Genomic DNA, 24,891 nt, shown 5'->3' on the forward strand with positions numbered 1-24,891 from the left:
TCTGGCGATCATGACTCGGCTGCTCGTGGTGGACGACGAGGCGACGGTGCGCGAACTGCTGTCCGCGACCCTGCGGTTCGCCGGCTTCGACGTGACCTCAGCGGCGACCGCTGCCGAAGCGGTCGCCGCCGCGGCCGAGGAGCCGCCCGATCTCGTCCTGCTCGACGTGATGCTGCCGGACATGGACGGGTTCGAGGTCGTACGGCGCTTGCGCCCGACGCCGGTGCTGTTCCTGACCGCTCGCGACGGGCAGGCCGACAAGATCCAGGGACTGTCGCTCGGCGCGGACGACTACGTGACCAAACCGTTCGACCTCGAGGAACTGATCGCCCGGATCCGCGCGGTCCTACGCCGGACGACCGGCCGCGCGAACGACGACGTACTGACAGTCGGTCTGCTCGCACTCGATGCCGAGGGCCACCAAGTGACGCGGGCGGGCAGTCCGCTGCGCATCTCCCCCACCGAGTTCCGGCTGCTGCACTACTTGATGGAGAACGCCGGCCGGGTGGTGTCCAAGGCGCAGATCCTCGAACGCGTCTGGCGGTACGACTTCAACGGAGACACGAGCATCGTGGACACCTACATCTCGTACCTGCGCCGCAAGGTCGACGACCAGGATCCGAAACTCATCCACACCGTGCACGGCATGGGCTACGTGATGCGGGCGCCCAAATCGTGAAGCTGTCGCTGCGCGCCAGATTGCTGCTGCTCACCACGGGCCTGCTGCTCGCGGGGCTGACCCTGATCAGCGCGGTCGTGTCGAGTCAGCTGGAGAGATACCAGCTCGATCGGCTCGACAGCCAGCTCCGCTCGTTCACCGAGATCATCGCGCAGGTGTCACCGAGCGGCCCGAGCCGCGAACAGCCCGCCCATCCAGAGCTCCTCGACCCCGCGCTGGATCTGATCGGTGCGCCGTACCTGGCGTACCTCGGCCCGAACGGGGCGGTCGTCGGGACGCTGCGCTCGTCCCGAGTAGCTGCCAAGTCCTTCCCCGCGGACAACGAGCTCCGGTCGCTGCCCGTCGACGGATCGGCCCGCGTGCTGCAGGCGGCCAACCAAGATGGCCGCTGGCGGGCGGTCGCGCGACCGGCGGTCGGCTGGAGTGGGACGGTGATCGCGGCCGCGCCCCTCACCGAGGCCGACGCCACGATCGCGAAGCTCCGGACCACCAGCCTGATCAGCGGGGCCACGCTGCTCGTCCTGCTCACCGCGATCGGCTCGTGGGCACTCGGGCGTGGATTACGTCCGCTGCGCCGGATCGAGAACACGGCCGCCGCCATCGCGGACGGCGATCTGACCCAACGCGTGCCCGGATTAGCCGCGCCGGGGACCGAGATCGGCCATCTGGCGGCGTCGCTGAACACGATGCTCGGCCAACTGGAGCAGGCGTTCGCGGACCGGGCCGCTGCCGAGACGCGGATGCGGGCGTTCCTCGCCGACGTCAGCCATGAGCTGCGTACGCCGCTTGTCGGCATCAAAGGTTCGACCGAGCTGTACCGGATGGGCGGATCCGATGTCGACGAGGCCATGGGCCGCATCGACCGCGAAGCCACTCGGCTGACCGTGCTGACCCAAGACCTGCTCCTGCTCGCGCAGTTGGACGAGGCTCCCGAAGGACAGCTCGACTGCGCACCGATGGATCTGCGGACGATCGCCAACGATGCACGGCACGACCTCCGTGCGCTGGATCCGTCCCGGTCGATCACGCTCACCGGACCACAAGGTCGCGGCGCCCCCGGCCCAGCTGCCGTGAACGGTGACGAGGATCGGCTCCGACAGGTCGTCACCAATCTGGTAGGGAACTCCATCGCCCACACCCCACCCGGTACGCCGGTCCGCATCAGAGTCGGTACGGAAGGCGACCACGCGGTGCTGGTGATCGAGGACGACGGCCCCGGCATGACCGAGGAGCAGGCCGGCCGGGTCTTCGATCGGTTCTATCGAGCTGACCAGGCCCGCAAGCACTCGGCGGGTGCAGGCACCGGCCTCGGGCTGGCGATCGCGCGGTCCATCGCACGGGCGCACGGCGGCGACATCGTGCTCTCCACGGCCCTCGGCGCGGGGGCCTCGTTCTGGTTGATGCTGCCGACGCTCGGATCAGGGCAGGCGGACGTGGGACGGGTTCAGGTCGGCCACGCTGGAGACGCCGAGTAAGGCCATCGTGCGACGGACCTCCTTGGTGAGGATGTCCGCGGCGCGGGCGACGCCGCGCTGGCCGCCGGCCATCAGGCCGTACAGGTACGCGCGGCCGACGAGGCAGGCGTCGGCACCGAGCGCGATCGCCGCGACGATGTCGGCGCCGGACATGATGCCGGTGTCGAGGTAGATCTCCGCGTCGGTGCCGACCGCCTTGCGGACCTCCGGGAGGATGCGCAGCGGCGTCGGAGCGCGGTCCAACTGACGACCGCCGTGGTTGGACAGCACGACAGCGTCGGCGCCCGCGTCGACCACCCGGCGCGCGTCCTCGACGGTCTGGATGCCCTTGACGATCAGCGGGCCGTCCCAGATCGACCGCAGCCAGGTGAGGTCGTCGATCGTCATCGTCGGGTCGAACAGCTTGTCGAGCAGCTCGGCGACCGTGCCGTCCCACGTGGACAGCGAGGCGAACGTCAGCGGCCGCGTGGTGAGCAGGTTCGCCCACCAGGCCGGGTGCAGGGACGCGTCCAGGACGGTCTTCACGGTCAGCGACGGCGGGATCGTGAAGCCGTTGCGCACGTCGCGGAGACGAGCGCCGGCGACCGGTACGTCGACGGTCAGCATCAGCGCCTCGTACCCGGCGGCGGCCGACCGCTTCACCAGGTCCTCACCGGCGGTGCGGTCCTTCCAGACGTACAGCTGGAACCACTTGCGCGCGTTCGGCGCCGCGGCCGCCACGTCCTCGATCGAGGTGGTGCCCATCGTCGACAACGCGTACGGGATGCCGACCTGCTCGGCGACCTTCACGACCGCACTCTCACCCTCGTGGTTCATCATCCGGGTGAAGCCGGTCGGCGCGAACGCGAACGGCAGCTCGGAGCGGCCACCGAGGATCGACGTACCGAGGTCGATGTCCGAGACGTCCCGCAGGATCGACGGCTGCAGCTCCATCTCGGCGAACAGCCGGCGGGCGCGGCGCAGGCTGATCTCCGCCTCGGCGGCGCCGTCGGTGTAGTCGAACACCGAGCGCGGCGTCCGGCGCTTCGCGATCGCCCGCAGGTCCGCGATCGTCAGCGCCTTCTCCAGCCGCCGCTCGGTCGCGTTCACCGTGACCGGCTTCGGCCGCAGCAGCGGCTTCAACTCGGACCATTTGGGCATCTGGCGATCGGTCATCACAACTCCCGGCTGAATCTGTGGTCGGACCACACCCTACCCTGTGGTCCGACCACAGAGGTAGGGTCGTCCACGTGAAGAACTACGAGCTGGTCCTGCATCGGGTCGAGGCCGACCTGGCGGCGGGGCGGCTGCGGATCGGCGGGCGGTTACCCGGTGAGCGGGCGCTGGCCGAGCAGCTCGGGATCAGCCGGCCGTCGGTGCGGGAGGCGGTCCGGGTGCTCGAGGCGATGGGCGTGGTGCGGACCGCGACCGGGTCCGGTCCCGAGGCAGGTGCGGTGATCGTGGCGGAGCCGGTGTCGCCGTTGACCGCCGTACTGCGGTTGCACCTGGCAACCAATCACCTGCCGATGGGTGACGTCGTGCAGACCCGTCTGCTGCTCGAGTCCTGGTCGGCGCGGGAGGCGGCGGCGCGGGAACTCGGGGCGGGCGAACTGAAGGTCGCGGAGGAACTGCTGGACCGGATGGACGACGCCGGGTTGTCGCCCGAGGAGTTCCATGTGCTCGACGCGGAGTTCCACGTCGCGCTGTCCGGGCTCGCCGGGAACGTGCTGATCGCCGCGGTGATGACGTCGTTGCGGTCGGCGATCCATGGGTACGTGCTGGCCGCCGTACCCAATCTGCCGGACTGGGAGGCGACGGCTGTCGGCCTGCGGTCCGAGCACCGGGCGATCCTCGCTGCGGTGCGCGGTGGTGAGCCGGAGCGCGCGGCCGAGCTCGTGACCGCGCACATCCGGGGGTTCTACCAGGCAGCTCAATTAGCACCGTTCGGCGGCGGTGAGGGCGGTACGGCGGAGGCCGAAGATGACGATCGCGCCGACGACAAGGTGCAGTGACGCGAGGCCGAGCTTGGCGCCGGTGCCGATCCCGTTCGTCAGCGGGCTGCCGAGCGACGTGACGCAGACGATCGTCGCGACGACGATCCAGATGTTGCGGGCGCGCGGCGTACGGCGCTCCAGGATCGAGAGCAGGCCCCAGCCGGCGAAGCCGACGAAGATCGTCGAGACGACCACGGCGATGGCGCCGATGTGCTGGGTACCGCCCTGGCGGGCCTCCAAGGTGAGGCCGGCCAGCGGGGCGAGGATCGCCCAGTCCGCTAGCGCTGCTAGCGCGGCGACACCGACGACCGCCAGCCGGCTCCGACCGGGCACGCGGCGAGGCGCCTGAGCGGTCTCCGACGAGGTGTCAGGAGTGGCGGCGGGCATCGGGGGCATCGCGGTGAGGGGGTTGGGCTTCGGCATTGCGGGCTCCTCAGGTGAAGGGGTTGTGGGATCACCTTGCTGCGGAGGGGGAACACCGGGCATCGGCCGGGAAGCTGGGGTGGGTTCGACTTTGGTCGGTGGTGGGATGCGGCCGCGGCCGCCTAGTCTCGGCGGCATGGAGGAGATGTGCGCGCCGCGGAAGCCGGCGAAATGGATGGACTTCGCCGCGACCGGCGCGATCGGTGTGCTGGTCGCGATGACGATCGTCGGGCGGCTCCCGGACCCGGAGCACCGGAAGTTCTTGCTGCTCGACATCGCGGTCGGCATCGTCTCCGTCGCGCTCATCCCAGTGGTGGCCCGGCGGCCGGTGCCGGGTGCGATCGCCCTGGCGGTGCTCGCCGCCCTCTCCCCTGCCGCGACTCCGCCGTCCACCGTCGGCACGCTGACCGTCGCGTTGCGCCGGCCGTTGCGTACGACGATCCTGGTCGCCCTCGCCGGTACGGTCGCGCATCTCATTCAGGGCCTGTGGCAACCGATCCACGGCCTGCCGTTCCTGTGGTTCGCCGTACTGGATGTCGTCGTGCACGCCGCGCTGGTCGGTTGGGGTCAGGGCACTCAGGCGCGGCAGCAGTTGCTGTTGTCGCTCCGGGAGCGTGCCCGTCGCGCGGAGGCCGAGCAGGGGCGCCGGGTCGCCGAGGCGCGGTCCAACGAGCGCACCAAGATGGCGCGCGAGATGCACGACGTACTCGCGCATCGCCTGTCGCTGCTCGCGACGTACGCCGGTGCGCTCGAGTACCGGCCGGACTCGTCGCCGGAGAAGCTCGCTCAGGCGGCCGGCGTGATCCGGACCGGCGTGCACCATGCGCTCGACGAGCTCCGCGAGGTGATCAACGTCCTGCGCGACGAGGATGTGTACGAGGGGCGGCCGCAGCCGACCTTCGGGGACCTGCGCGCGCTGGTCGACGAGTCGCGGGAGGCGGGTACGACGATCGCGTACGACGACCAGGTGGCGGATCCGGCGTCGTTGCCACCGGCAACCGGCAGGACGGCGTACCGGGTCGTGCAGGAAGGACTGACGAACGCTCGCAAGCACGCCGCGGGATATCCGGTGACCGTGCTGGTGGCCGGACGAGCGGGCGACAGGCTGCGGATCGAGCTGACGAATCCGGCGTCGAACGGTACGCCGTTGGCGCCGGGTAGCGGCACCGGGCTGGTCGGGCTGACCGAGCGCGTCCAACTCGCGGGCGGCACGCTGGACCACGGGCGAGCGCCCGGTGGCGGGTTCCGGCTGGAGGCCTCGCTACCGTGGCCCTCATGAACATCCGGGTGCTGGTGGTGGACGACGACGCGTTGGTCAGGGCCAGCCTGGAGATGATGCTCGACGGCGCGAACGGGATCTCCGTGGTCGGGCAGGCCGCCGACGGGGACGAAGTACCGGCCGCGGTCGACGCGCACTTCCCGGACATCGTGCTGATGGACCTGCGGATGCCGCGGGTGGACGGCATCGTCGCGACGCGACGGGTGCGGGCGCGGAAGAATCCGCCCGAGGTCGTGGTGCTCACCACCTTCGACACCGACGAGAACGTCCTGCACGCGCTCCGCGCCGGGGCGAGCGGGTTCCTGCTCAAGGACACGCCGCCGGCGCAGATCGTCGAGGCCGTACGGCGGGTCGCGGCCGGTGACCCGATCCTGTCGCCGGCGATCACGCGGCGGCTGATGGACCGCGCCGCGACCCAGGCCGATGCGCACACGATCGCGCAACAGAAGCTGCAGCGGTTGTCGCCGCGGGAGTACGACGTGATGCTCGCGGTCGCGCAGGGCAAGGCGAACGCGCAGATCGGTGCGGAGCTGTTCATGAGCCTGGCAACGGTCAAAGCGCACATCTCGCACATCCTCACCAAGCTCGAACTCGGAAACCGAACCCAGATCGCACTGCTCGCCCACGACGCCGGGCTGGCATAAGCTCCAGCGCATGATTCGGGTGTTGCTGGCGGACGATCAGGCGTTGGTGCGGGCCGGGTTCCGGTCGTTGCTGAACGCCGAGGACGACATCACGGTGGTCGGCGAGGTGCCGGACGGTGCCGAGGCGGTCGTGGTGGCGCGGCGGGAGAAGCCGGACGTTGTGCTGATGGACATCCGGATGCCCGGGACGGACGGCCTGGAGGCGACGCGGCAGATCGGCGCGGATCCCGAGCTGGCCGACGTCCACGTGGTGATCCTGACGACGTTCGACCTGGACGAGTACGTGTTCGAGGCGCTGCGGGTCGGGGCCAGCGGGTTCCTCGTGAAGGACACCGAGCCGGTCGAGCTGCTGCAGGCTGTGCGGGTGGTCGCTCGCGGGGACGCGCTGCTGTCGCCTGGCGTGACGCGGCGGCTGGTGGCGGAGTTCGCGTCGCGGTCGCGGCAGCCGCATGCCAGCAAGGAACTCGACGTACTCACGGAACGCGAGAAGGAGATCGTCGCGCTGGTCGGCGAAGGCCTGTCGAACGACGAGATCGCCGCACGGCTGGTGCTGAGCCCGGCCACCGCAAAGACCCACGTCAGCCGCGCCATGATCAAACTCGGCGTCCGCGACCGCGCCCAACTCGTCGTACTCGCCTACCAAACCGGCCTGGTACGCCCAGGCTGGCTGGGCTGACGTTCTGGTTGGTGGGCCGGAGTGTGCAAGGTCGACAGGACATATATGTCCACTGGGCCCGCCGGCACGCGTGAGGCTGGTTCGATCGCGAGGCAGTAGGCGTATACGTCCTGTCGGGCTTGCACAAGCTCCGACGCCGGCCGCCCCAGCTCAAGCCGGGTTGCCGCTTTGCGGAACATTTCTGCCACCAGGTGCAACATTGTTTCCGGATTGACCTTCTAGCTGGTCGAGGGCAGAAGGTGCTCGCATGATGCACCTCGAAGAGATGACGGCGGCGGTTGAGCTCGGTCGCACCGGGGAACGTGAAGCTGCACGTACTCAACTGACCGCACTATGGGAAGCGTGCGACGACCCGCAGACGCGGTGTGCGATCGCGCACTACCTGGCCGACGTACAGGACGAGACCGAGGACGAGCTGTCCTGGGACCTGCGTGCGTTGGAAGACGTGGAGGACGACGGCTGGCTTCCCTCACTCCACTTGAACCTCGCCGACGACTACCGACGACTGTCGCAGACGCAGCTGGCCGAGGACCACCTGAGTATCGCGCGGGGGCTCCTGTCGGGTGTGCCTGAGGGAGCCTACGGTGACCTGATTCGGAGTGGGGTGGTGCACGTCGCGGAGGCGTTGGCGGCGGGGAGTGTGCGTCGGTTGGAGACCAACCCCAGCAGCTGAGTACTCCGTCGGGGGTAGGTGGGGTCACTCCCCCGAGGCGACGCGGTAGGTGGGGCTGGGACGGCACTCTCGTCGTATGGATGCGCTAGTTGAGGTCAGTGGGCTGACTAAGAGGTATGGCGGCACCTTGGCGGTTGATGGTGTCGATCTGACGGTGTTGCCGGGTGAGGTGTACGGCTTTCTGGGGCCGAACGGTGCGGGGAAGACGACCACGCTCCGGATCCTGACCGGGCTGATCGCGCCGACGAGTGGGAGCGTGCGGGTGCTGGGCGGGCGGCCGGGGGATGCCCGAGTGCTCAAAGGAACCGGGTCGATGATCGAGTCGCCGGCGTTCTACCCGTACCTGTCGGGGCTCGACAACCTGCGGCTGCTGGCCGAGTACGCCGGGGTGTCGCGGCAGCGGATCGACGAGGTACTGGAGCTCGTCGACCTCGCCGATCGCGCGAGGGACCGGTTCTCGACGTACTCGCTGGGGATGAAGCAGCGCCTCGGTGTCGCGGCCGCGCTCCTCAAGGACCCGGAGCTGGTGATCCTCGACGAGCCGACCAACGGCCTCGACCCGGCCGGTATGCGCGACATGCGCCGCCTGATCCGCGAACTCGGCACCGAGGGCCGGACCGTGCTGCTGTCCAGCCACCTGCTCGGCGAGGTGCAGCAGATCTGCGACCGGGTCGGCATCATCAACGCCGGCCGGATGGTTGCCGAGCACAACGTCGAGGAACTGCGCGGTGAGCAGGAACTCGTCGTCCGCGCCACCCCTCGCGACGATGCACAGCGGCTCCTGACCCGCTTCGGCAACGTTCACCAGTACGACGACACGCTCCGGGTTCAGGTGGATCCGGATCGGGCCGCCGAGGTGAACCGCGCACTCGTCGAGGCCGGTATCGAGGTGTCCGAGCTGCACACCACCGAACGCGCGCTCGAGGACATCTTCTTCGAGCTGACGACCGCGAAGGAGAAGACCGATGTTGGGTAGCTACCGCGCGGAGATCCTGAAGCTCCGCAAGCGATCCGCGGTCTGGGTGCTGTTCGGCGCCGGCCTGGTGCTGAGTCTGATCTTCGGCTACCTGCTGCCGTACCTGGGCTACGCGACCGGCGACGACAACCCGCAGACCGACGGCGTACCGCGCGCCGAGATCCTCCGCGGCATGCTGCCGGCGCGCGTCGTCGACAACGCGATCGGCGGGTACCCGATCTTCGCCGGTGCACTCGCGCTGGTCCTCGGCGCGATCGTGATCGGCGGCGAGTACACCTGGGGAACGCTCAAGACCATCCTCACCCAGCGCCCGCGGCGCGGCACGATCCTCGGCGCCCAGTTCCTGGCGCTGGGCACGATGATCGCGCTCTGGGTGCTCGGAATCTTCGCCGCCTGCGCGCTCTGCAGCGTCGGCATCGCCGCAGCCGAAGACGGCTCGACGAGTTGGCCGGGCGTCGGCGATCTCCTGCAAGGACTCGCGGGCGGCTGGTTGGTCCTGATGATGTGGTGCCTGGCCGGCGCTGTACTGGCCATTGCCTTCCGCAACGTTGCACTGCCGATCGGCCTCGGCGTGGTGTGGATCCTCGGGATCGAGACGCTGTTGGCCGGCGTCGTGAGCAGCCTGCTGCCGAGCCTGAAGTGGCTCGCCAACGTCCTGCCCGGCACCAACGCCGGTTCCCTCGTCTTCAGCGTGACAGGGATGGCGGCGTCCGATGCGCCACCGGGAGTGCGTGATGCCGTCGGAGGTGGCCGCGCCCTCTTGACCCTGCTCGCCTACTGCGCGGTGTTCGCAGTACTCGCGGCCTGGACCACCCGCCGCCGCGACGTCACCTGATGCCGGCGTGTACCAGGGCTAGTTCGCAGAACATCGCGTTGGCCCAGGAGAACCATTCGCGGGTGAACTGGCGGGGGTCGTCGACGTCGAAGCCCTCGTGCATCTGGCCGGTGCCGCCCGTGGTGTCGCGGAGGAGCTCCAGCAACCGTTGGCGCTCCTCCGCCGACGTGCTCGATATCCCCTGTACAGCAAGGGCGATGTGCCAGATGTAGCGCGGCGGGGTGTGCGGGCTGCCGATGCCGGCGGCCGCAGTTCCGCTGTAGTAGTACGGGTTCTCCGGGCTGAGCAGCAGCGCCCGGGTCGCGAGGTACGTCGGGTCGTCCGCGGCGGCGTACCCGGTCAGCGGGATCGACAGCAGGCTCGGCATGTTGGCGTCGTCCATCAGCAGCGTCTCGCCCAGCCCGTCCACCTCGTAGGCGTAGACGCGACCGTGCTCCGGATGCTCCACCGTGCCGAACGAAGCGATGCCCTCGTCGATCTCGGCCTTCAGCCCCTTCGCACGATCGGCCAGCGGCTCGTCCCGCAGTACCTCGGTCGCGATCTCCTGCAGGTACCCGAGCACCACCGACGCGAACATGTTGCCGGGCACGTTGAAGCCCAGCTCCGTCGCGTCGTCACTCGGCCGGAACGCGCTCCACGACATCCCGGTCGGCCGGGTCAGCCGCCCACGTCCCTCGCGGACGAGCGTGTCCGACGGGCGGTCGTCGTGTCGCTGGAAGCGGTACGGCGAACGCGCCTCATGGTCCTGCTCCACGGTCCACAGCTCGACGATCGCCTCCGCCGCGGCCCGGAACCGGTTGTCGATCACGTCCGCGCGACCGGTGATCCGCCAGAGCCGGTACGCCAGGTCGAGCGGGAAGCACAGCGAGTCGATCTCGTACTTGCGCTCCCACACCCACGGCGACATCTCGGTCTCGTCGGAGGTGTGCCCGGCGCCGTTCGCCTCCTTGTTGAAGGCGTTAGCGTACGGGTCCAGGACGACGTACTCGAGCTGCCGGTGCAGCACGCCGATCAGGACGTCCTGCAGGCCCGGGTCGTCCTTGCACAGCAGCAGGTACGGGCGGAGTTGCGCGGCCGAGTCACGCAGCCACATCGCGGGGATGTCGCCGGTCAGGACGAACGTCGTACCGTCCGGGAGCCGCTCGGCGACGGCCGGCAGGTTGCCGGCCATCGAGCGCTGGAACATCTCCGCGATCACGTCGTCACCGGTGGCCTCCCGGACGGCCGCGGCGGCGCGGGCGAGGACCTCGGGGTCGATCATCAAAACATCTACCTTTCAGCGGCAAGTGCGGGGTCGAGGGAGGGGTTGGGCGAGAAGGTCCGGTCGAGGACCAGGCTCGCGGCGCCGATCGCGCCGACGTCCGCGCCGAGCGCCGTACCCGTGACGTCGAACGGGTGCACCGCCGCCAGCAGGAAACGACCTTCCAGCGCGGTGCGCACGCGGTCGTGCAGAACCGGGGCGAGCTGCTCCCAGTGCGGACCGCCGAAGACCACGCGCTCCAGGTCGAGGAGGTTCGCGATGTCCTCGACCACCTTGGCGATCCGCTCCGCGAGCGTGGTGACGATCTCCTGCGCGGCATCGGAACCGTCAACGGCCAGCGCGCACAGCCGGGCGAAGGCCGCGTCCACGGCGTGCCGATCGTCGAGGTCGATGCCTTCGGCAAGTACGCCGGCCTGGACCGCCTGCTGCACCAGGTACCTGGGCTGGCTGGCCTCGCCGACACACCCACGCCGCCCGCAGTAGCAGAGCGGTCCGTCGGGGTCGACGATCACGTGACCGATCTCGCCGACGTTGCTGGACGAACCGCGGACCACCTCGTCGCCGATCACCAACCCGGCGCCGACACCGGTGCCGAGGTAGAAGAAGACGAAGCTGCCGCCGTGACCGGCCCACTTCTCCGCGGACGCGGCCGCGGTCACGTCCTTGTCCAGGACGATCGGCAGACCGGTCCGTTCGCTCAGCTCGTCGCGGAGCGGGACGAGGTGCCAGGTCGAGAGGTTCGGCGGGTCGACGACCACACCGCGCTCGACGTCGATCGGCCCGGGCGCGGCGATCCCGACACCGCTGACCCGGTGGCGCGGTGCGCCGGACGCGGCGATCACCTCCTCGATCGTCTTCGCGATGCCGTCGATGAGTACGCCGGGGTCGTCGGCGTACTGGTCGACCGGCCGCCGCGCGACCACTTCACCAGTGAGATCGAGCAGTACGACGGTGACGACGGACGGATCGAGATGGACGCCGACGGCGTACTGTCCGGTGGGTTCGAGCTCGAGCAGAGTCCGTGGTTTGCCGAGGCCGGCGCCGCGCAACCGTCCGGCTTCGCGGACCAGGCCGGCGTCAAGGAGGCGGCGCACGATGTTGGAGATCGCCTGACCGGACAGGCCGGTCGCCTCGGCCAGTTCGACCCGGCTCAGCTGCTCGCTGCGACGGATCGCGTCCAGTACGACGGCATCGTTGAATCCCCCGACGCGATCGAGGTTCGTCCCCCGTCTAACCAATTGGATCCGCACCCCACGGTTGCGACCAGTCGTAACGAATGGTGTCGTCGCCCGCCCGCCACACGTTCGGCGTCGTGTTGACGAGCCAGTCGGCCGGCTCGATCCCTGAATCACTCACCGCACCGCCATTGAGCGCCAACCGTATACCGTCGCGCAACGCGCGGTCCGTCCGCTCGGTCCGGGCCGCCGGGTCGATCGACAGGAACAACGCCGTGCCGGAGCGCGCGACCAGATCGAGGAACCGTTCGTTCAGCTCCCACGGCGTCTGCGGCGTACAGGGCACGCAATCGGCGTCGACCGTGAAGAACCGGTTGTGCTGCGGGAGCCGGAACGCGAGCGTGTTCACGCCCATCTTCCGGGTCCGCTCCCAGTCCCGGCCGGACGTGTCGTCGCCGGTCCGCTGGACGTCAACGAGCCCCGCGGCGAGGTGGCCGACGGTGTTGCAGCCGATCAGTACGACGTCGTCCGCGGCCGCCCGGATCTCCCGGTAGAACGCGAGGATGATCTCGGCCGTTGTCCGCGACCGGTCGTGGAACTGCCAGCCGTCGCGCGTCAGCCGCGACCCCATCGCGGGGCCGAACGCCCCGAACACGTCGTACGTGCTGAAGTCGTGCTTGACCAGCTCGAAACCCCAGTCCTTGAACCGCTGCAGGTCTGCGCGCACGCCATCCAGGACCTCGGGGTACGACGGATCGAGCGCCCGCCCCGGCTTGTCATGCGGGCCCTTTGAGGCCAACGTCGACGGCTCGCGGACCAGGAGCGGGCGGAACCACAGGCCTGGCCGCGCACCGATCTCCTTGATCGCGGCCGCCGTACCGGCGAGGTCGTCGAAGACTCCCGGCGTACCGCGGTCCCAGGGGCCGCCGGAGGCGATGCCGCCCGGGTACCAGCCGTCGTCGACGACGCTGAAGGGTTTCACCGGGTGGCCGTCGGCGAGCTCGACGATCGTCGAGGCGTCCTTCAGAACGGCCTTCTCGTCGAAGTTCTCGCCGTACGCGTAGTACCAGTTGTTAGCCCCGACCACCGGCGCGGGCTCAGGTCGCGCCGGTAGTCGGGTGCTCATGGAGGCGACTGCTGCGTTCAGCGTCTGCCAGGGTGTGCCGGCGTCGTCGAATCGTCGCACGACTGCTGCCGTCAGCGTACGACCGTCCAAAAGCGTGGGACCGCCGCCGTTGCGCAGGTCGAGCCAGAGGGTGAACCCGTCACCGTCGACGGTCCACCCACAGAACGCGTTCGGCTGGACGTCGACGCCCATGCCGAACGTGCCTGCTCCCGAGTGGGCCAGGAAGTACCACGGCAGCAGACGCTCGGGTTGCTGGTGACGCCATTGCAGGTCGCCGTACGAACGCTCCCACGCGTCGCCGAGGATCAGCGCGTCGCTCGGCAGCTTCTCCGACCAGCGCAGCGCGACCCGGGAGATCCGCGTCGCGGTGACCTCGACGGCTCCGTCGTTCCAGCGGATCTCGGCACCGGCGCGCGGCGGGGAGACCAACTCTCCCGAGGGATCCACCTGGACGAAAACAGCGCTCGGTTCTCTCACTTGGCTCCCTCGGAGTTAATTTCCCCAGAGACTTTAGTTAGTGCCTCTCGGGCCGGTCAAGGCGGAGACCGCGGCCAGGAGACGGTCCACGTCCGACTGGTCGGTGTACGGCGCGAGACCGGCGCGGATCGCACCGGCCGGGCCGAGACCGAGGTGGCGGGCGGGCTCGTAGGCGTAGAACGAGCCGGCCGGGGCGTTCACGCCCGCCTTCGCGAGGTTCTCGGAGACCGCCGCCGGCGTGTGACCGTCGAGGGTGAAGAGCAGGGTGGGCGTGCGGTTGGCGGCGTGGCCGTAGAGGGTGACGCCGGGGATCGCCTTCAGGCGGGCCTCGAGGTCGTCGCGGAGCGCGTCCTCGTGCGCTTCGACGCTTTCGAGGGAGCTGACCAGGCGCTCACGCCGGGTGCTGCCGGTGCCCGCGAGACCGGCGATGAAGTCGACGGCAGCGGTCGTGCCGGCGAGCAACTCGTACGGCAGGGTCCCGAACTCGAAGCGCTCCGGTACGACGTCCGTCGACGGCAGCAGCTTGTCGGGCTTCAGCGTCTCGAGCAGCTCCGGCGCCGCGGTCAGGACGCCGAGATGCGGGCCGAAGAACTTGTACGGCGAGCAGACGAAGAAGTCGGCGTACCGCGCGTCGATCGGCGCGTGAGCGGTCAGGTGGACGCCGTCGACGTAGATCAACGCGCCGGCCTCGTGTACCTGGTCGGCGATCTTCTGCGTGTCGGGGCGCGTGCCCAGGAGGTTGGACGCGGCGGTGACCGCGACCAGGCGGGTGCGGTCGGTGAGCAGCGGGGCGATGTCGTCCAGCTCGGAGGTCTCCGGGTCGAAGCCGAGCCACTTGACCGTGGCACCCACTGCCTCGGCGGCCTGCACCCACGGACGGACGTTCGCGTCGTGGTCGAGGCGGGTGACGATCACCTCGTCGCCGGTGGACCAGGTCTTGGCGAGGGTGCGGGAGAAGTCGTACGTGAGCTGCGTCATGCTGCGGCCGAACACGATCCCCTGTGCGGTCGTACCGAGCAGGTCGGCCATCGCCTGACGGGCGCCGAGCACGATCTCGTCGGCCCGGCGTTCGGCTGCGGTCAGCTGGCCGCGGTTGGCGAGCGCCGAGGTCATGGTCCGAGCCACCGCATCGGCGACGGCCTGCGGGGTCTGCGAACCTCCAGGCCCGTCGAAGTGCGCCGCTCCCTCGTCGAGCGCGGGGAACTGCTTCCGGACGGCGACGACATCAAAGGCACTCATGCGCGTCATCCTCTCTCGCTCCTGACAGTCGCCGCCACTGCCTGCCCGAATGCGGATATAAATGCGCGAACTGTCCGCGCAGTAGTGCAGGATGTCAGGAGTGAGCACGGTAACGACTCCTGACAGCACTTCCAGCCCCGCCCCGGTCCGGGCCTGGCTCCCCGTCATGCTGGCCCTCGCCGCGATCTGGGGCTGCAGCTTTCTGTTCATCTCGGTCGGCGTCCGCGAGTTGCCGCCGCTCTATCTCGCGCTCGGACGGGTGGTCGCGGGGTCCGTCGTACTGCTCGCGATCCTCGCCCTGAAGCGCGAGCCGCTGCCGCGGGACCCGCGGCTGTGGGCGCACTCGTTCGTGGTCGGGGCGATCGGTTCGGCGATCCCGTGGACGCTGTTCGGGTACGGCGAGGAGCGGATCCCGTCGCTGCTCGCCGGCATCTGGAACGGGATCACCCCGCTGGTCGTGCTGCCGATCGCGGTGCTGATCTTCCGGACCGAAAGGTTCTCGGCGCAGCGCGGGTTCGGGCTGCTGATCGGGTTCCTCGGGATGCTCGTCGTGCTCGGAGCCTGGCAGGTGCAGGCCGGCGCGAACCTCCTCGGCCAGGGCCTGTGCATGCTGGCTGCTGTCTCGTACGGGCTCGCGATCCCTTACCAGAAACGGTTCCTGGCCGGGACGACGTTGTCCGGCACCGCGCTGTCGACCAGCTTGTTGCTGTGCGCAACGGTCCAACTGGCCGTCGTCGCTCCCCTGGTCACCGGGCAGGCTCCCCCGGCGCCGTGGTCACTGTCGGCCAAGACGGTGCTGAGCGTTCTCGCCCTCGGCGCGCTCGGCAGCGGACTCGCGTTCGTGCTCAACATGCGCAACATCCGGCTGATCGGCGCCAGTCGCTCGTCGATGGTCACGTACCTGATGCCGATCTTCTCGATCATCGTCGGCGTACTCGTCCTGGACGAAGACCTCACCTGGTACCAGCCCGTCGGCGGCCTCATCGTCCTCTTGGGCGTCGCAGTCTCCCAGGGCGTCCTGGGCGGCTTCCGCCGCAAGCCGACCGTCGTCGCGCCAGCGATCACCTGAGTTCGGCGGACCTGCGCCACTCACCAACCCCCGCTAACGGGGTGCGGCCAGCCCTGGCTGAGCGTGAGCCGCCTGGGCGGCGTGCGGTTGGTGAGTGGCGCAGATCCGCCTCCTCAATCGCGGCGGAGGTTGGGTACGGCGGCGACCACCACGGCGACCAGTGCGAGCAGGGTGCCGGCGACGACTGGAGTCGTGATCGGCTTGTCGGCGACGGGCAGGAAGACGTCGATGAACAGGCTGGCGATCAGTTGGCCCGCGATTGTGCCGAGGCCGAGGACGAAGACGCCGACCACTCGGACCACGGCGGCCGCGGCGCTGATGAAGATGACGCCGCACGCGCCGCCGAGGTACAGCCAAGGCTCGCTCGGCAGGTGCCGTGGCGCGCCGCGGAGCGCGAGATCGACGGCGAACACGATCAGCAGAGCGACGAATCCGACCAGGAAGTTCACCACTCCAGCCGCGACCGCGCCGTACGCATCGGACGAGGCGGACCGCGCCACCCGCCCGTTGATGGCCTGCTGCACCGCGGTTCCGACGCCTGCCAGCGCAGGCAGGATCGCCAGCATCAGCCCGTCGGGGTGACTCAACTGCTCCGACACGGCCAGGCCGACCGCGGCCAGCGCGATCAATGCACCGACGATCCGTACGGCGGTGAGCGGCTGCGGGCCGGCCGGACCGAATCCGAGGCGGTCGACGACGAGGCTGCTGATCGCCTGTCCAGCCACACCCGCCACCAAGAACACCGCGACACCGATCACAGAGACGGTGATCGACTGCGTAGCGACGAGAAACGCGCCCGCGAGACCGCCGAGACATTGCCACCAACGCAGACCGCCGTACCCGCGCATCGGCCGCCGGATCGTGCGCCAGACCTTGACCAGTCCGCGCCGGACCGGAGGCACCACTGCCGTCGCGACCAGCAGGATCAGCAGGCCGGTGCCGAACGAGATCAGCGCTGCCGGGATCCCGTCACCGAGGATGCCGCCGAGCTCGCCGTTCAGACGTGACTGGACCGCTACCAGCATCCCGATCCCGAACGCAGAGGCGAGACCCACGACGTGATGCCGCCGGGTCGAGGGCGCGGGACGGGTGGCGGTTGTTGTCACCTCACCATCATGACCGTTCGTCTGATAGCGCCTGACAGCAGGTCCGGATTATGACCGGCGGATCAAGGCCAGGTACATCGCGTCGGTGCCGTGCAGGTGCGGCCAGAGCTGGATATCAGGTCCGTCACCCAGATCCGGTACGCCGGGGAACAGCGGCCGTGCGTCCTCGAGGGTCGCGTCGTCGCGGCGCCCCAGGACCGCGTCGACCACCGCGCGGGTCTCGTCGGGATGCGGCGAGCAGGTCACGTACGCGACCACTCCACCCGGCCGGACCGACGTGATCGCCGAGTCGAGCAACGCCTCCTGGAGCGGGCGGAGCTCCTCGACGTCCTGCGGCGTACGGCGCCAGCGGGCTTCCGGACGGCGGCGCAGCGCACCGAGACCACTGCACGGTACGTCGGCCAGCACGCGGTCGAACGAGCCCTCCGGCCAGGTCGGCTTCGTCCCGTCGCCGACGAGCACCTTGTGGTTGCCGGGAATCGCCCGCAGATTCTGGCGGACCAACTCCGCGCGGTGTTTGAGCGGCTCCACAGCAGTCAGCTGACCGTCCTGCACGAGCGCGGCCAGCAGGGCCGACTTGCCGCCTGGCCCCGCACACAGGTCGAGCCAGTTCGCGTCGTCGCCGTCGACCTTCGCCGACGCCAGCGCGATCGCGACCAGCTGCGAGCCTTCGTCCTGTACGCCGGCCCGCCCGGTCGCGACCGCTGCGATACGCCCCGGATCGCCACCGCCGTCGAGCACCGCGCCGTACGGCGACCAGCGCGCCGGAACCGCGCCGGCATCAATCAGCTCATCCACATCGGACAGCCCCGGCCGAGCCACCAAGGTCACGCGAGGAGGCTCGTTGTCCGCGACGAGCAGGTCCTCCAGGCCTTCGTCGAGCACCCGGTCGAACGCCTCGATCACCCACCGCGGATGGGCTTCGGCGATCGCCAGGTAGCCCAGGAGATCCTCGTCGGGCCGCGGCGCGGTCGTCGAGATCCACTGCTCCAGCGAGCGCTGACTGATCTTGCGGAGTACTGCGTTGACCAGGCCGGTGCGCTTCTGCCCGAGCTCGGACCGAGTGAGCGTGACCATCTCGTCCACTGCGGCGTACGAGTCCACCCGCATGTTGAGCAGCTGGTGGGCGCCGAGACGGAGCACGTCCAGGAGTTCGGGGTCGAGGTCCGCGAGTGGACGCGACACACACCGCGTCAGGAACGCGTCGTACGTGCCCTGCCAGCGCAGCGTGCCGTGCACCAGCTCGGTGCAGAACGCAGCATCACGGCCGCCGAGTCGGGCGTCGCGGAGGGCCTTGTTCAGCGCGAGGTTCGCGTAGCCGCCCTCAGCGGTGACCTGCCGGATGACCTGGTACGCGACCCGCCGTACCGGATCCGAGCGCCGCTGCGGCGCCCGATTGCGTGGACTCCGGTCACTCACCCGAGGAAGTCCTCGTCGGTGAGGCGGATGCCGCGGGCCCAGTCGGCCGCCGCCATCGGCTTCTTGCCCTGCGGCTGAACCGTCACGAGTTCGATCGCCTTGCTCCCGGTGCCGACCTTCACACTCGACTTGGTCGCCTGCAGTTCGCCGGGCTTCAGCTCGTCGTCGGTCAGCCGTACGGCGAGCACCTTCAGCCGCTCGCCACGGAACGTCGTCCACGCCCCGGGCGCCGGGTTGCACCCGCGCACCAGCCGATCGACGCGCTGCGCCGGCGCGTTCAGGTCCAGCTCGGCGTCCTCGACCGTGAGCTTCGGCGCCAGCGTCACCCCGTCGGCCGGCTGCTCGCGGGCCTCCAGTACGCCGGCCTCGATCCCGTCGAGCGTGTCGACGAGCAGCTTCGACCCGGACACCGCGAGCCGGTGCAGCAGGTCACCAGAGGTGTCCTCGGGACCGATCGGTTCGGTGAGTACGCCGTACACGGGGCCTGCGTCGAGCGCCTTCACGATCCGGAACGTGCTCGCCCCGGCCACATCGTCGCCCGCGATGATCGAGTGCTGCACTGGCGCGGCCCCACGCCAGGCGGGCAGCACCGAGAAGTGCAGGTTGATCCAGCCGTGCTGCGGGATGTCGAGCGCCGCCTGCGGCAGCAGCCCGCCGTACGCGACGACCGGGCAGCAGTCCGGCGCGATCTCCCGCAGCCGGGCCAGGAACTCGGGGTCGCTCGGCTTGACCGGCTTCAGGATCTCGATCCCGCCGAGCTCCTCGGCGTACTGCGCGACCGGCGACGCCACGAGCTTGCGGCCCCGGCCCGCGGGCGCGTCCGGGCGGGTGACGACCCCGACGAGTTCGTGGCGACTGGCAACGATCGCCTGGAGCGCGATGACGGCAGGTTCCGGCGTACCGGCGAAGACGACTCTCACAGGCCAAAACCGTTCGTAGGGTGGGGTGAGACCTTGAGTTGCGGCGGGCCGTTCAGGCCGGACCAGTCGGACTCGCGGATCGCCTTCATCGCCTGCTTGCGGGTCTCGCGGTCGAGCCGGTCCACGAACAGGACGCCGTCCAGGTGGTCGGTCTCGTGCTGGATGCAGCGGGCGAGCAGGTCCGAACCCTCGATCACCACCGGGTCGCCGTACATGTTGAAGCCCTTCGCGATCACCGACTGGGCGCGGCGGCAGTCGAAGGTCAGGCCGGGGATCGACAGGCAGCCCTCGGGGCCGAACTGGTCCTCGAGCGACAGCGTCAGCTCCGGGTTGATCAGGTGCCCGAGCTCGCCCTCGACGTGGTACGTGAACACGCGCAGGCCGACGCCGATCTGCGGCGCGGCCAGGCCCGATCCGGGCGCGTCCTGCATGGTGTCGGTGAGGTCCGCGACCAGGCGGCGCAGCTCGGCGTCGAAGTCGACGACCGGGTCGGCCTTGGTGATCAGCACGGGGTCGCCGAACAGGCGGATGGGTTGGACCGACACAGACTCTCCACAGCACTCCACGGACCTGGACCGGGCAAGTCTACGGGGCCCATCTGGTGGATTCCCGACGGGAGGGCCCTCCCGTTTGTTGCCACAAGCACGTACTGTGGTCCCAGGCGTACCCTCAGTCACTGTCGTCACACGCCGCTCGGGAGACCCAATGCTCACAGCAGCACGGGGGGCAACTCTGATCCTCCTGGGTGCACTGCTCGCCCAGGCACCCCTCACCGCCCAGGCCTACCAACCGCGCGACCCCGCCGGTCCTGCCGCGCCGCTACCCACCGCGCCGCCACCCACCGCGACGCCCACTGCGACGCCGCCGACCATGACTTCTGCGACGCCCACCCCCACGTCGTCGCCCACGTCTGCACCTACCTCCGCGCCGACCTCCGGGGTGCCAAGCGAGGCTCCCGCGCGGTCCTGGAGTGAGGTGGTGCAGCAGGTCACCGCGAGCTCGCCAGGTGACGTGCAGCTCAGATCGGCGGACACGTCCGCGCAGGCCGCCTCGATGCTCCGGTGCTTCAAGCTCGACACCGAGAACTACTGCCTCGGCCTCGGCTTCGTCAGCCAGGTGCCGACCGGCGCCCAGCGGCACGCCCTGATGGCCGAACCGAACGTCCGCACCGCGGACGAGACCGGGCAGGTCAGCGCCGAGCAGGACATCGCCACCGGTGATCTGACGCCGTCCGCGTTCGTGTCCGAGCGTGCTGCGCTGCCGAAGAGCCAACGCGTCACCGCGGAACTCGACGAGATGGAAGCCGCCTGGAACGGCCGCGCGAAGGCCCGCGAACTCCGCGAACTCGCCGAAACCGAAACCCCACCGCCCAACCCCGAGCCCACGCCGGAAGCCGCGCCTCTGCCGACCCCGACACCGACACCGACGTCGACTCCGACGCCGGTGCCGACCAGGACTGCTCCTACCTTGGGTACGTCGACGCCCGTGCCGTCGACTCCGGTAGCGCCGGTTGCCGCGCCTGCTTCGGCGTACATCATGAAGGGGTTCCAGACCTCGCAGGAGAAGGGGTACTGGTGCGGTCCCGCGACGTTCCAGTCGATCGACTGGGCCGACGACAACCAGAAAGACACCCAGGCGTCCTGGGCCAAGGACCTCGGTTCGACCACGTCCGGTACGGCGATCTCCGCGATGGTGAAGCAGACGAACCTGAAGACCGCATGGCCCAAGTCCGCCGGCACGTACATCGTGCAGAACGTCTCGAACTGGAACGCGCAGACCTTCTTCACCGTGCACCAGAAGCACCTCGGCGTGTACAAGGCCCCGGTGATCGAGCACGTCCAACTGCTCAAGCGGTACTTCCCGTACCTGGCCTTCAACCACAGCGGGCACTACCAGGTCGGCCGCGGCTACGACAAGGCGAAGGGCACGATCGCGATCTTCGAGGTGTTCAACGAGCGCCGCTTCAACAGCCGCGGCAACGTCACCGACGGCCCGAAGAACATCCCCGCAAGCGCGCTGTTCAACGCCACCCTGGCCAACTCCTTCAAGAACATCGGGCTGTGATGCCCTCAGTCATGCGCTGTCGTACGGTTGCCGTTGGCACCCTTCTGCTCCTGACCGTGGCGGGCTGCTCCTCCAACACACCGGAGAGCAGTCCGTCACCGAGCAGCACCCCCTCACCCAGCAGCACGCCCTCACCGACCAGCAGCCCGACGCCGACTCGGCCGTCGGACACCGGTACGGCGCTGCCCGCCTGGGCGAACGTCCTGCGCCAACCAGTCGACGGGCAGCACCTCGTCACCCAGCAACGCAAGTACGTCGTGACGCGCGGCAGCGACGAAGCCGGTACGACGACCATCGCGGACCGCGCCAGCAAGAAGCTCGTCGTACGGCACGTGCCCGCGAGCGGCTTCATCGCCCAGTCCCCCGTCGTCATCGACGACCACTGGGCGCTGATCGAGGACATCCGCTCCGACGGCCCCGACCCGCAGATCAAAGTCGTCCGCTACGACCTCACGACCGGCAAGGCGACCACTCCGACCGCACTCCCGACCGTCTCCGAGCCGGAGATCGGCGCGTACGACGGCACGTTCGCCTACAGCTCCACCGACGCGAAGAACCGCTCCTGCCTGATCGTGGCCGACCTCGCGACGCTCAAGTCCCGCACGGTCACCTGCGTCGCGGCCCCCGGCTACGTGGCCGATCCCGTGGTGTCCGCCGACACGGTGACGTTCAGCGAGATCATCGCGCCGGAGACCGCCCGCCGCTGCAAGCGAATCCTCACCGCTCCCCTGTCCGGAGGCGCCGCGCAACCGGTGCCCGCAGCAACGAACTGCATCCAGTGGAGCGGCGTGACGCTACGCGGTGCGACGGTCTGGTCCGAGGTCGGTGCCTCGGACCCGGACCAGTACCAGAGCAAGGCCTACGTCCGGGAGTCCGGCGACTCCCCTGCCCGCTCGCTCGGCACGGTCGTCACCGACACGATCCTTGCCTGCGGCAACTGGATCCTGTGGGAGACCAGAACGGTCGGTTCCGGCGGCGAGGAGACCTACCAGATCAACCGCTGGCGTTCCGGTCTGTCCGCCCCGCAACGACTGTACGGCGCCAAACCCGGCGTCGCCCTGACTCCGATGACATGCCAGGACAACACGGTGTACGTCGAAGCGGCGTACCTCGCGAGCACCCCGACGTACACCGAAACCATCTCGGCCGCCCTCTAGACAGACGCGCTCTAGCGGCGGGCGTGCCGGATCTTCAGGCGGCCGAAGCCCATCACGCCGGTGATCCGGATCCGCGGGCCGTCGCCGGTGGAGTTCCGCGGCGGCTTGTACCGGGTGTCCTTCCACTCGGTGCGGACGGCGTCGAAGTCGACGATCGCGTCGCGGGGCAGCGTGATCTTGACGCCGCCGTGCATCACGTTCAGGTCGATGTCGACGTCCCCGTGCTCGAACTGCGCCTGCGACAGATCCAGCCGCACCCGCCCGTGCATCGACTCGACCTTGAGATGCCTCGGCACCCGCCAGACGCCGCGCCGGACGATCCGGCCGGCAGAGGCGCCGATCGTCGACGAGCGGCCCGGCTGCTCGGCCGGGAGCGCGGCGACGGCGACCTCGAGATCCTGGCGGGTCCTCGCGGCCAGCACCTGGTGCAGTTGCAGCTCCAGCTCGTCGTGGGAGAGGTACCCGCCGGTGTACGCCGCCTGCACGCGCTCCACCGCGGCGTTGCGGTCCACGTCCCCGATCGCGGGCGAGCGGTCTTCTGGCACGGAAGTCACCGGATCACTGTAGTGGCAGGCCGCGCTCACGCAGCTGGGTACGCAGGTCCGCGGCACCGGTGAAGACCTCGGCGTCGAGTCCGACCGCACGCGCACCGTCGACGTTGTACGCCATGTCGTCGGTGTAGAACGTGCGCGCCGGGTCCAGACCGAACCGCTCGATCAGGATGCGGTAGATCTTCTCGTCCGGCTTCGCCGTCTGCTCGACCCCGGACACGACCTCACCGTCGAAGCGGGTGAGGATCGGGAACGCCTCCTTGGCGACCTCCCACTTCTCGCCGGAGAAGTTCGTCAACGCGTACGTCGGTACGCCGAGCGCCTGGAGCTCGACGAGCGCCGCGGCGGTGTCCTCGAACACGCCCTTGACCATCTTCAGCCAGCCGGTGTCGTACGCCTCGATCCACTCGGCGTGCTCCGGGTGCAGGCCGGTCAGCTCGGCGACCGCCTCCGCCCACGGACGCCCCTCGTCCTGCTTGTGGTTCCAGGCCGGCGTGGCCACGTTGGTCAGAAAGTGCGTCCGCTGCTCCTCGTCCGGGATCAGCTCGGCGTACAGGTACGTCGGGCTCCAGTCCAGCAGCACCCCACCGATGTCGAACACCACTACGTCGATCGTCCGCGCGCTCATACCCGCAACCCTACGAGACCGGGCGAGAACGGCGCCGCGGCCTTCACGGTCCGCAGGACCGGGACGGTCTCGATCGCGGTGATGTGCTCGATCGCGCCGACGCGTTCGGTCAGGTAGGTGTGCAGGGCGTTCGGGCTCGCGCAGATCGCTTGCGCGACGAGGTTGGTCCGGCCCGTCGTCGCAGCGACGAACCCCAGTTCGTCGTGCTCGGCGAGCGCCCGCCCGACCGCATCGAGGTGTGCGGGCGGCACGGACAACCACAGCATCGCGCTCGTGGTGAAGCCGAGCGCGGCCGGATCGACGTCCACGTCGAAGAAGATCGCACCACTCTGCTGCAGCTCGTCCATCCGTCTCGCGACGGTCGCGGCCGACCAGCCCGTCCGTACGGCGAGATCCGCATGCGTCGCCCGGCCGTCCGCACCAAGCGCGTCCAGCAGTTTCCCGTCGCCGGCATTCAACCCCCGCACCGATCCCCGATCCGGAGTCGCAGCCGCCGCTGGCGAGGAGAAACTTCGGAACGCGCTCTCTTGTGCTGCGGTGAGGCTTTTGGCTCGTCCGCGCCAGGCTGTCGGACCGCCGACGTACAGGTGCAGCAGGTAGTGCGCCGACACCGAGGTGATGCCGGCGGTCCGCGGGATGTCGTGCAGGAGCAGGGCGTTCCCGTCGGACTGGCTGCTGTGCACGATCGACACGATCTCGGTGCCGCCGGACGCCAGCTTGATCCAGCTCGTGTCGGAACGGCGGGAGAGCGCTCCCGCAAGATCTTGAGCCGCGTGCGGGGCCGCAGTGAGGCGGAGGAGCCACTGCGATCGTCCCGCGACCTGCGGATCCGGCAGGCCGATCACCCGCAGCCCGGCCTCGGCCCGCAGCCGGTTGAACCGCCGCGCGACCGTCTGCGTGGAGACGCCGAGCACCTCCCCGATCCGGCTGTACGGCGCCCTGCCGTCGAGCTGCAACGCGTGCACCAGGGCCCGGTCGATCGCATCCACCATGGTGACGATCATCGCCCCAGCGCCGCTCGAATGGAAGATTCCCGCAGATCTTGCCCGCTGAGTGGAAGATCATC

At 69.5% G+C, this 24,891-nt stretch carries 25 protein-coding genes; 12 read left to right on the forward strand and 13 right to left on the reverse strand.

Going from position 1 to position 24,891, the window contains the following annotated elements:
- Positions 1-10 precede the first annotated feature (10 nt).
- Together E0H45_RS19660 and E0H45_RS19665 are read left to right on the forward strand one after the other, a co-directional pair.
- Positions 11-679: a response regulator transcription factor gene (locus tag E0H45_RS19660; protein ID WP_202872400.1), complete on the forward strand. Its 669-nt coding sequence runs from the start codon at positions 11-13 to the stop codon at positions 677-679.
- A complete protein-coding gene (locus E0H45_RS19665; RefSeq protein ID WP_238155099.1) occupies positions 676-2,154 on the forward strand; it encodes a sensor histidine kinase in 1,479 nt (492 codons plus the stop codon). Before E0H45_RS19660 ends, E0H45_RS19665 begins: the two co-directional genes overlap by 4 nt.
- On the opposite strand, the gene E0H45_RS19670 is transcribed toward E0H45_RS19665, so the two are convergent.
- Positions 2,098-3,309, reverse strand: coding sequence for an alpha-hydroxy acid oxidase (locus E0H45_RS19670; protein WP_131339275.1), 1,212 nt, complete (start codon positions 3,307-3,309; stop codon positions 2,098-2,100). The genes E0H45_RS19665 and E0H45_RS19670 overlap by 57 nt on opposite strands.
- Positions 3,310-3,383: 74 nt before the next feature.
- Between E0H45_RS19670 and E0H45_RS19675 the strand changes: the two genes are divergently transcribed.
- Positions 3,384-4,145, forward strand: a complete 762-nt coding sequence (locus E0H45_RS19675; protein ID WP_131339277.1) for a FadR/GntR family transcriptional regulator — start codon at positions 3,384-3,386, stop codon at positions 4,143-4,145.
- Here the strand turns inward: E0H45_RS19675 and E0H45_RS19680 are convergent.
- Positions 4,068-4,550: a DUF6069 family protein gene (locus E0H45_RS19680; RefSeq protein ID WP_131339278.1), complete on the reverse strand. Its 483-nt coding sequence runs from the start codon at positions 4,548-4,550 to the stop codon at positions 4,068-4,070. The genes E0H45_RS19675 and E0H45_RS19680 overlap by 78 nt on opposite strands.
- A gap of 136 nt (positions 4,551-4,686) precedes the next feature.
- Here E0H45_RS19680 and E0H45_RS19685 point away from each other — a divergent pair, with 136 nt between their 5' ends.
- The 6 genes from E0H45_RS19685 to E0H45_RS19710 all read left to right on the forward strand — a co-directional run bounded on the left by E0H45_RS19685 (position 4,687) and on the right by E0H45_RS19710 (position 9,633).
- The gene (locus E0H45_RS19685) at positions 4,687-5,829 is read left to right on the forward strand and encodes a sensor histidine kinase (RefSeq protein WP_131339280.1); all 1,143 of its coding nucleotides are present in this window, start codon (positions 4,687-4,689) and stop codon (positions 5,827-5,829) included.
- Positions 5,826-6,473, forward strand: coding sequence for a response regulator (locus E0H45_RS19690; protein ID WP_131339282.1), 648 nt, complete (start codon positions 5,826-5,828; stop codon positions 6,471-6,473). Before E0H45_RS19685 ends, E0H45_RS19690 begins: the two co-directional genes overlap by 4 nt.
- A gap of 10 nt (positions 6,474-6,483) precedes the next feature.
- Positions 6,484-7,149, forward strand: coding sequence for a response regulator (locus E0H45_RS19695; protein ID WP_130388498.1), 666 nt, complete (start codon positions 6,484-6,486; stop codon positions 7,147-7,149).
- 247 nt (positions 7,150-7,396) lie between these two features.
- Entirely contained in the window at positions 7,397-7,822 is a 426-nt protein-coding gene (locus E0H45_RS19700; protein ID WP_131339284.1) for a hypothetical protein, read from the forward strand.
- A gap of 76 nt (positions 7,823-7,898) precedes the next feature.
- Positions 7,899-8,798 (forward strand): ABC transporter ATP-binding protein, encoded by a 900-nt coding sequence (locus tag E0H45_RS19705; protein WP_131339286.1) that lies wholly within the window; start codon positions 7,899-7,901, stop codon positions 8,796-8,798.
- On the forward strand, positions 8,788-9,633 hold the full coding sequence (locus tag E0H45_RS19710) for an ABC transporter permease (RefSeq protein ID WP_131339288.1): 846 nt from the start codon (positions 8,788-8,790) through the stop codon (positions 9,631-9,633). Before E0H45_RS19705 ends, E0H45_RS19710 begins: the two co-directional genes overlap by 11 nt.
- Here the strand turns inward: E0H45_RS19710 and E0H45_RS19715 are convergent.
- From E0H45_RS19715 to E0H45_RS19730, 4 genes are read right to left on the reverse strand one after another with little or no spacing between them, the layout of a single operon-like run.
- Positions 9,626-10,894, reverse strand: coding sequence for a glycoside hydrolase family 125 protein (locus E0H45_RS19715; RefSeq protein WP_131339290.1), 1,269 nt, complete (start codon positions 10,892-10,894; stop codon positions 9,626-9,628). The two genes, E0H45_RS19710 and E0H45_RS19715, sit on opposite strands and share 8 nt — an antisense overlap.
- A gap of 8 nt (positions 10,895-10,902) precedes the next feature.
- The gene (locus tag E0H45_RS19720) at positions 10,903-12,132 is read right to left on the reverse strand and encodes an ROK family transcriptional regulator (protein ID WP_131339292.1); all 1,230 of its coding nucleotides are present in this window, start codon (positions 12,130-12,132) and stop codon (positions 10,903-10,905) included.
- Positions 12,125-13,672 (reverse strand): alpha-amylase family protein, encoded by a 1,548-nt coding sequence (locus E0H45_RS19725; RefSeq protein ID WP_131339293.1) that lies wholly within the window; start codon positions 13,670-13,672, stop codon positions 12,125-12,127. Before E0H45_RS19725 ends, E0H45_RS19720 begins: the two co-directional genes overlap by 8 nt.
- A 33-nt stretch (positions 13,673-13,705) precedes the next feature.
- A complete protein-coding gene (locus E0H45_RS19730) occupies positions 13,706-14,911 on the reverse strand; it encodes a cysteine desulfurase-like protein (protein WP_131339295.1) in 1,206 nt (401 codons plus the stop codon).
- 100 nt (positions 14,912-15,011) lie between these two features.
- On the opposite strand from E0H45_RS19730, the gene E0H45_RS19735 reads away from it, so the two are divergent.
- Positions 15,012-15,980, forward strand: coding sequence for a DMT family transporter (locus E0H45_RS19735; RefSeq protein WP_202872403.1), 969 nt, complete (start codon positions 15,012-15,014; stop codon positions 15,978-15,980).
- 113 nt (positions 15,981-16,093) lie between these two features.
- Here E0H45_RS19735 and E0H45_RS19740 read toward each other — a convergent pair whose 3' ends face one another.
- The 4 genes from E0H45_RS19740 to def are packed head-to-tail and all read right to left on the reverse strand — an operon-like array spanning position 16,094 to position 19,970.
- Positions 16,094-17,086: a DMT family transporter gene (locus tag E0H45_RS19740; RefSeq protein WP_131339299.1), complete on the reverse strand. Its 993-nt coding sequence runs from the start codon at positions 17,084-17,086 to the stop codon at positions 16,094-16,096.
- Between the two features lie 48 nt (positions 17,087-17,134).
- Positions 17,135-18,505: an RsmB/NOP family class I SAM-dependent RNA methyltransferase gene (locus E0H45_RS19745; protein WP_131339301.1), complete on the reverse strand. Its 1,371-nt coding sequence runs from the start codon at positions 18,503-18,505 to the stop codon at positions 17,135-17,137.
- Positions 18,502-19,425 (reverse strand): methionyl-tRNA formyltransferase, encoded by a 924-nt coding sequence (fmt, locus tag E0H45_RS19750; protein WP_131339303.1) that lies wholly within the window; start codon positions 19,423-19,425, stop codon positions 18,502-18,504. Before fmt ends, E0H45_RS19745 begins: the two co-directional genes overlap by 4 nt.
- Complete coding sequence (def, locus tag E0H45_RS19755) at positions 19,422-19,970, reverse strand: peptide deformylase (RefSeq protein ID WP_131339305.1); 549 nt, start codon at positions 19,968-19,970, stop codon at positions 19,422-19,424. The genes fmt and def overlap by 4 nt, the downstream gene beginning before the upstream one ends.
- A 433-nt stretch (positions 19,971-20,403) precedes the next feature.
- Here def and E0H45_RS43650 point away from each other — a divergent pair, with 433 nt between their 5' ends.
- Positions 20,404-21,489 carry a C39 family peptidase gene (locus tag E0H45_RS43650; RefSeq protein WP_272948996.1) on the forward strand — a complete coding sequence of 362 codons (1,086 nt, stop codon included), beginning with the start codon at positions 20,404-20,406 and terminating at the stop codon, positions 21,487-21,489.
- A gap of 11 nt (positions 21,490-21,500) precedes the next feature.
- Positions 21,501-22,646, forward strand: coding sequence for a hypothetical protein (locus tag E0H45_RS19765; protein WP_238155100.1), 1,146 nt, complete (start codon positions 21,501-21,503; stop codon positions 22,644-22,646).
- A gap of 11 nt (positions 22,647-22,657) precedes the next feature.
- Here the strand turns inward: E0H45_RS19765 and E0H45_RS19770 are convergent, their stop codons facing one another.
- Genes E0H45_RS19770 through E0H45_RS19780 form a run of 3 tightly spaced genes read right to left on the reverse strand, consistent with a single transcriptional unit; the run spans position 22,658 to position 24,817 of the window.
- Positions 22,658-23,200 carry a DUF1707 SHOCT-like domain-containing protein gene (locus E0H45_RS19770; RefSeq protein ID WP_131339309.1) on the reverse strand — a complete coding sequence of 181 codons (543 nt, stop codon included), beginning with the start codon at positions 23,198-23,200 and terminating at the stop codon, positions 22,658-22,660.
- Between the two features lie 4 nt (positions 23,201-23,204).
- Complete coding sequence (locus tag E0H45_RS19775; protein ID WP_131339311.1) at positions 23,205-23,825, reverse strand: HAD family hydrolase; 621 nt, start codon at positions 23,823-23,825, stop codon at positions 23,205-23,207.
- Positions 23,822-24,817: an Lrp/AsnC family transcriptional regulator gene (locus E0H45_RS19780; protein WP_131339313.1), complete on the reverse strand. Its 996-nt coding sequence runs from the start codon at positions 24,815-24,817 to the stop codon at positions 23,822-23,824. Before E0H45_RS19780 ends, E0H45_RS19775 begins: the two co-directional genes overlap by 4 nt.
- Positions 24,818-24,891: the final 74 nt, after the last annotated feature.

The organism is Kribbella soli (assembly GCF_004331345.1).
GTDB lineage: Bacteria > Actinomycetota > Actinomycetes > Propionibacteriales > Kribbellaceae > Kribbella > Kribbella soli.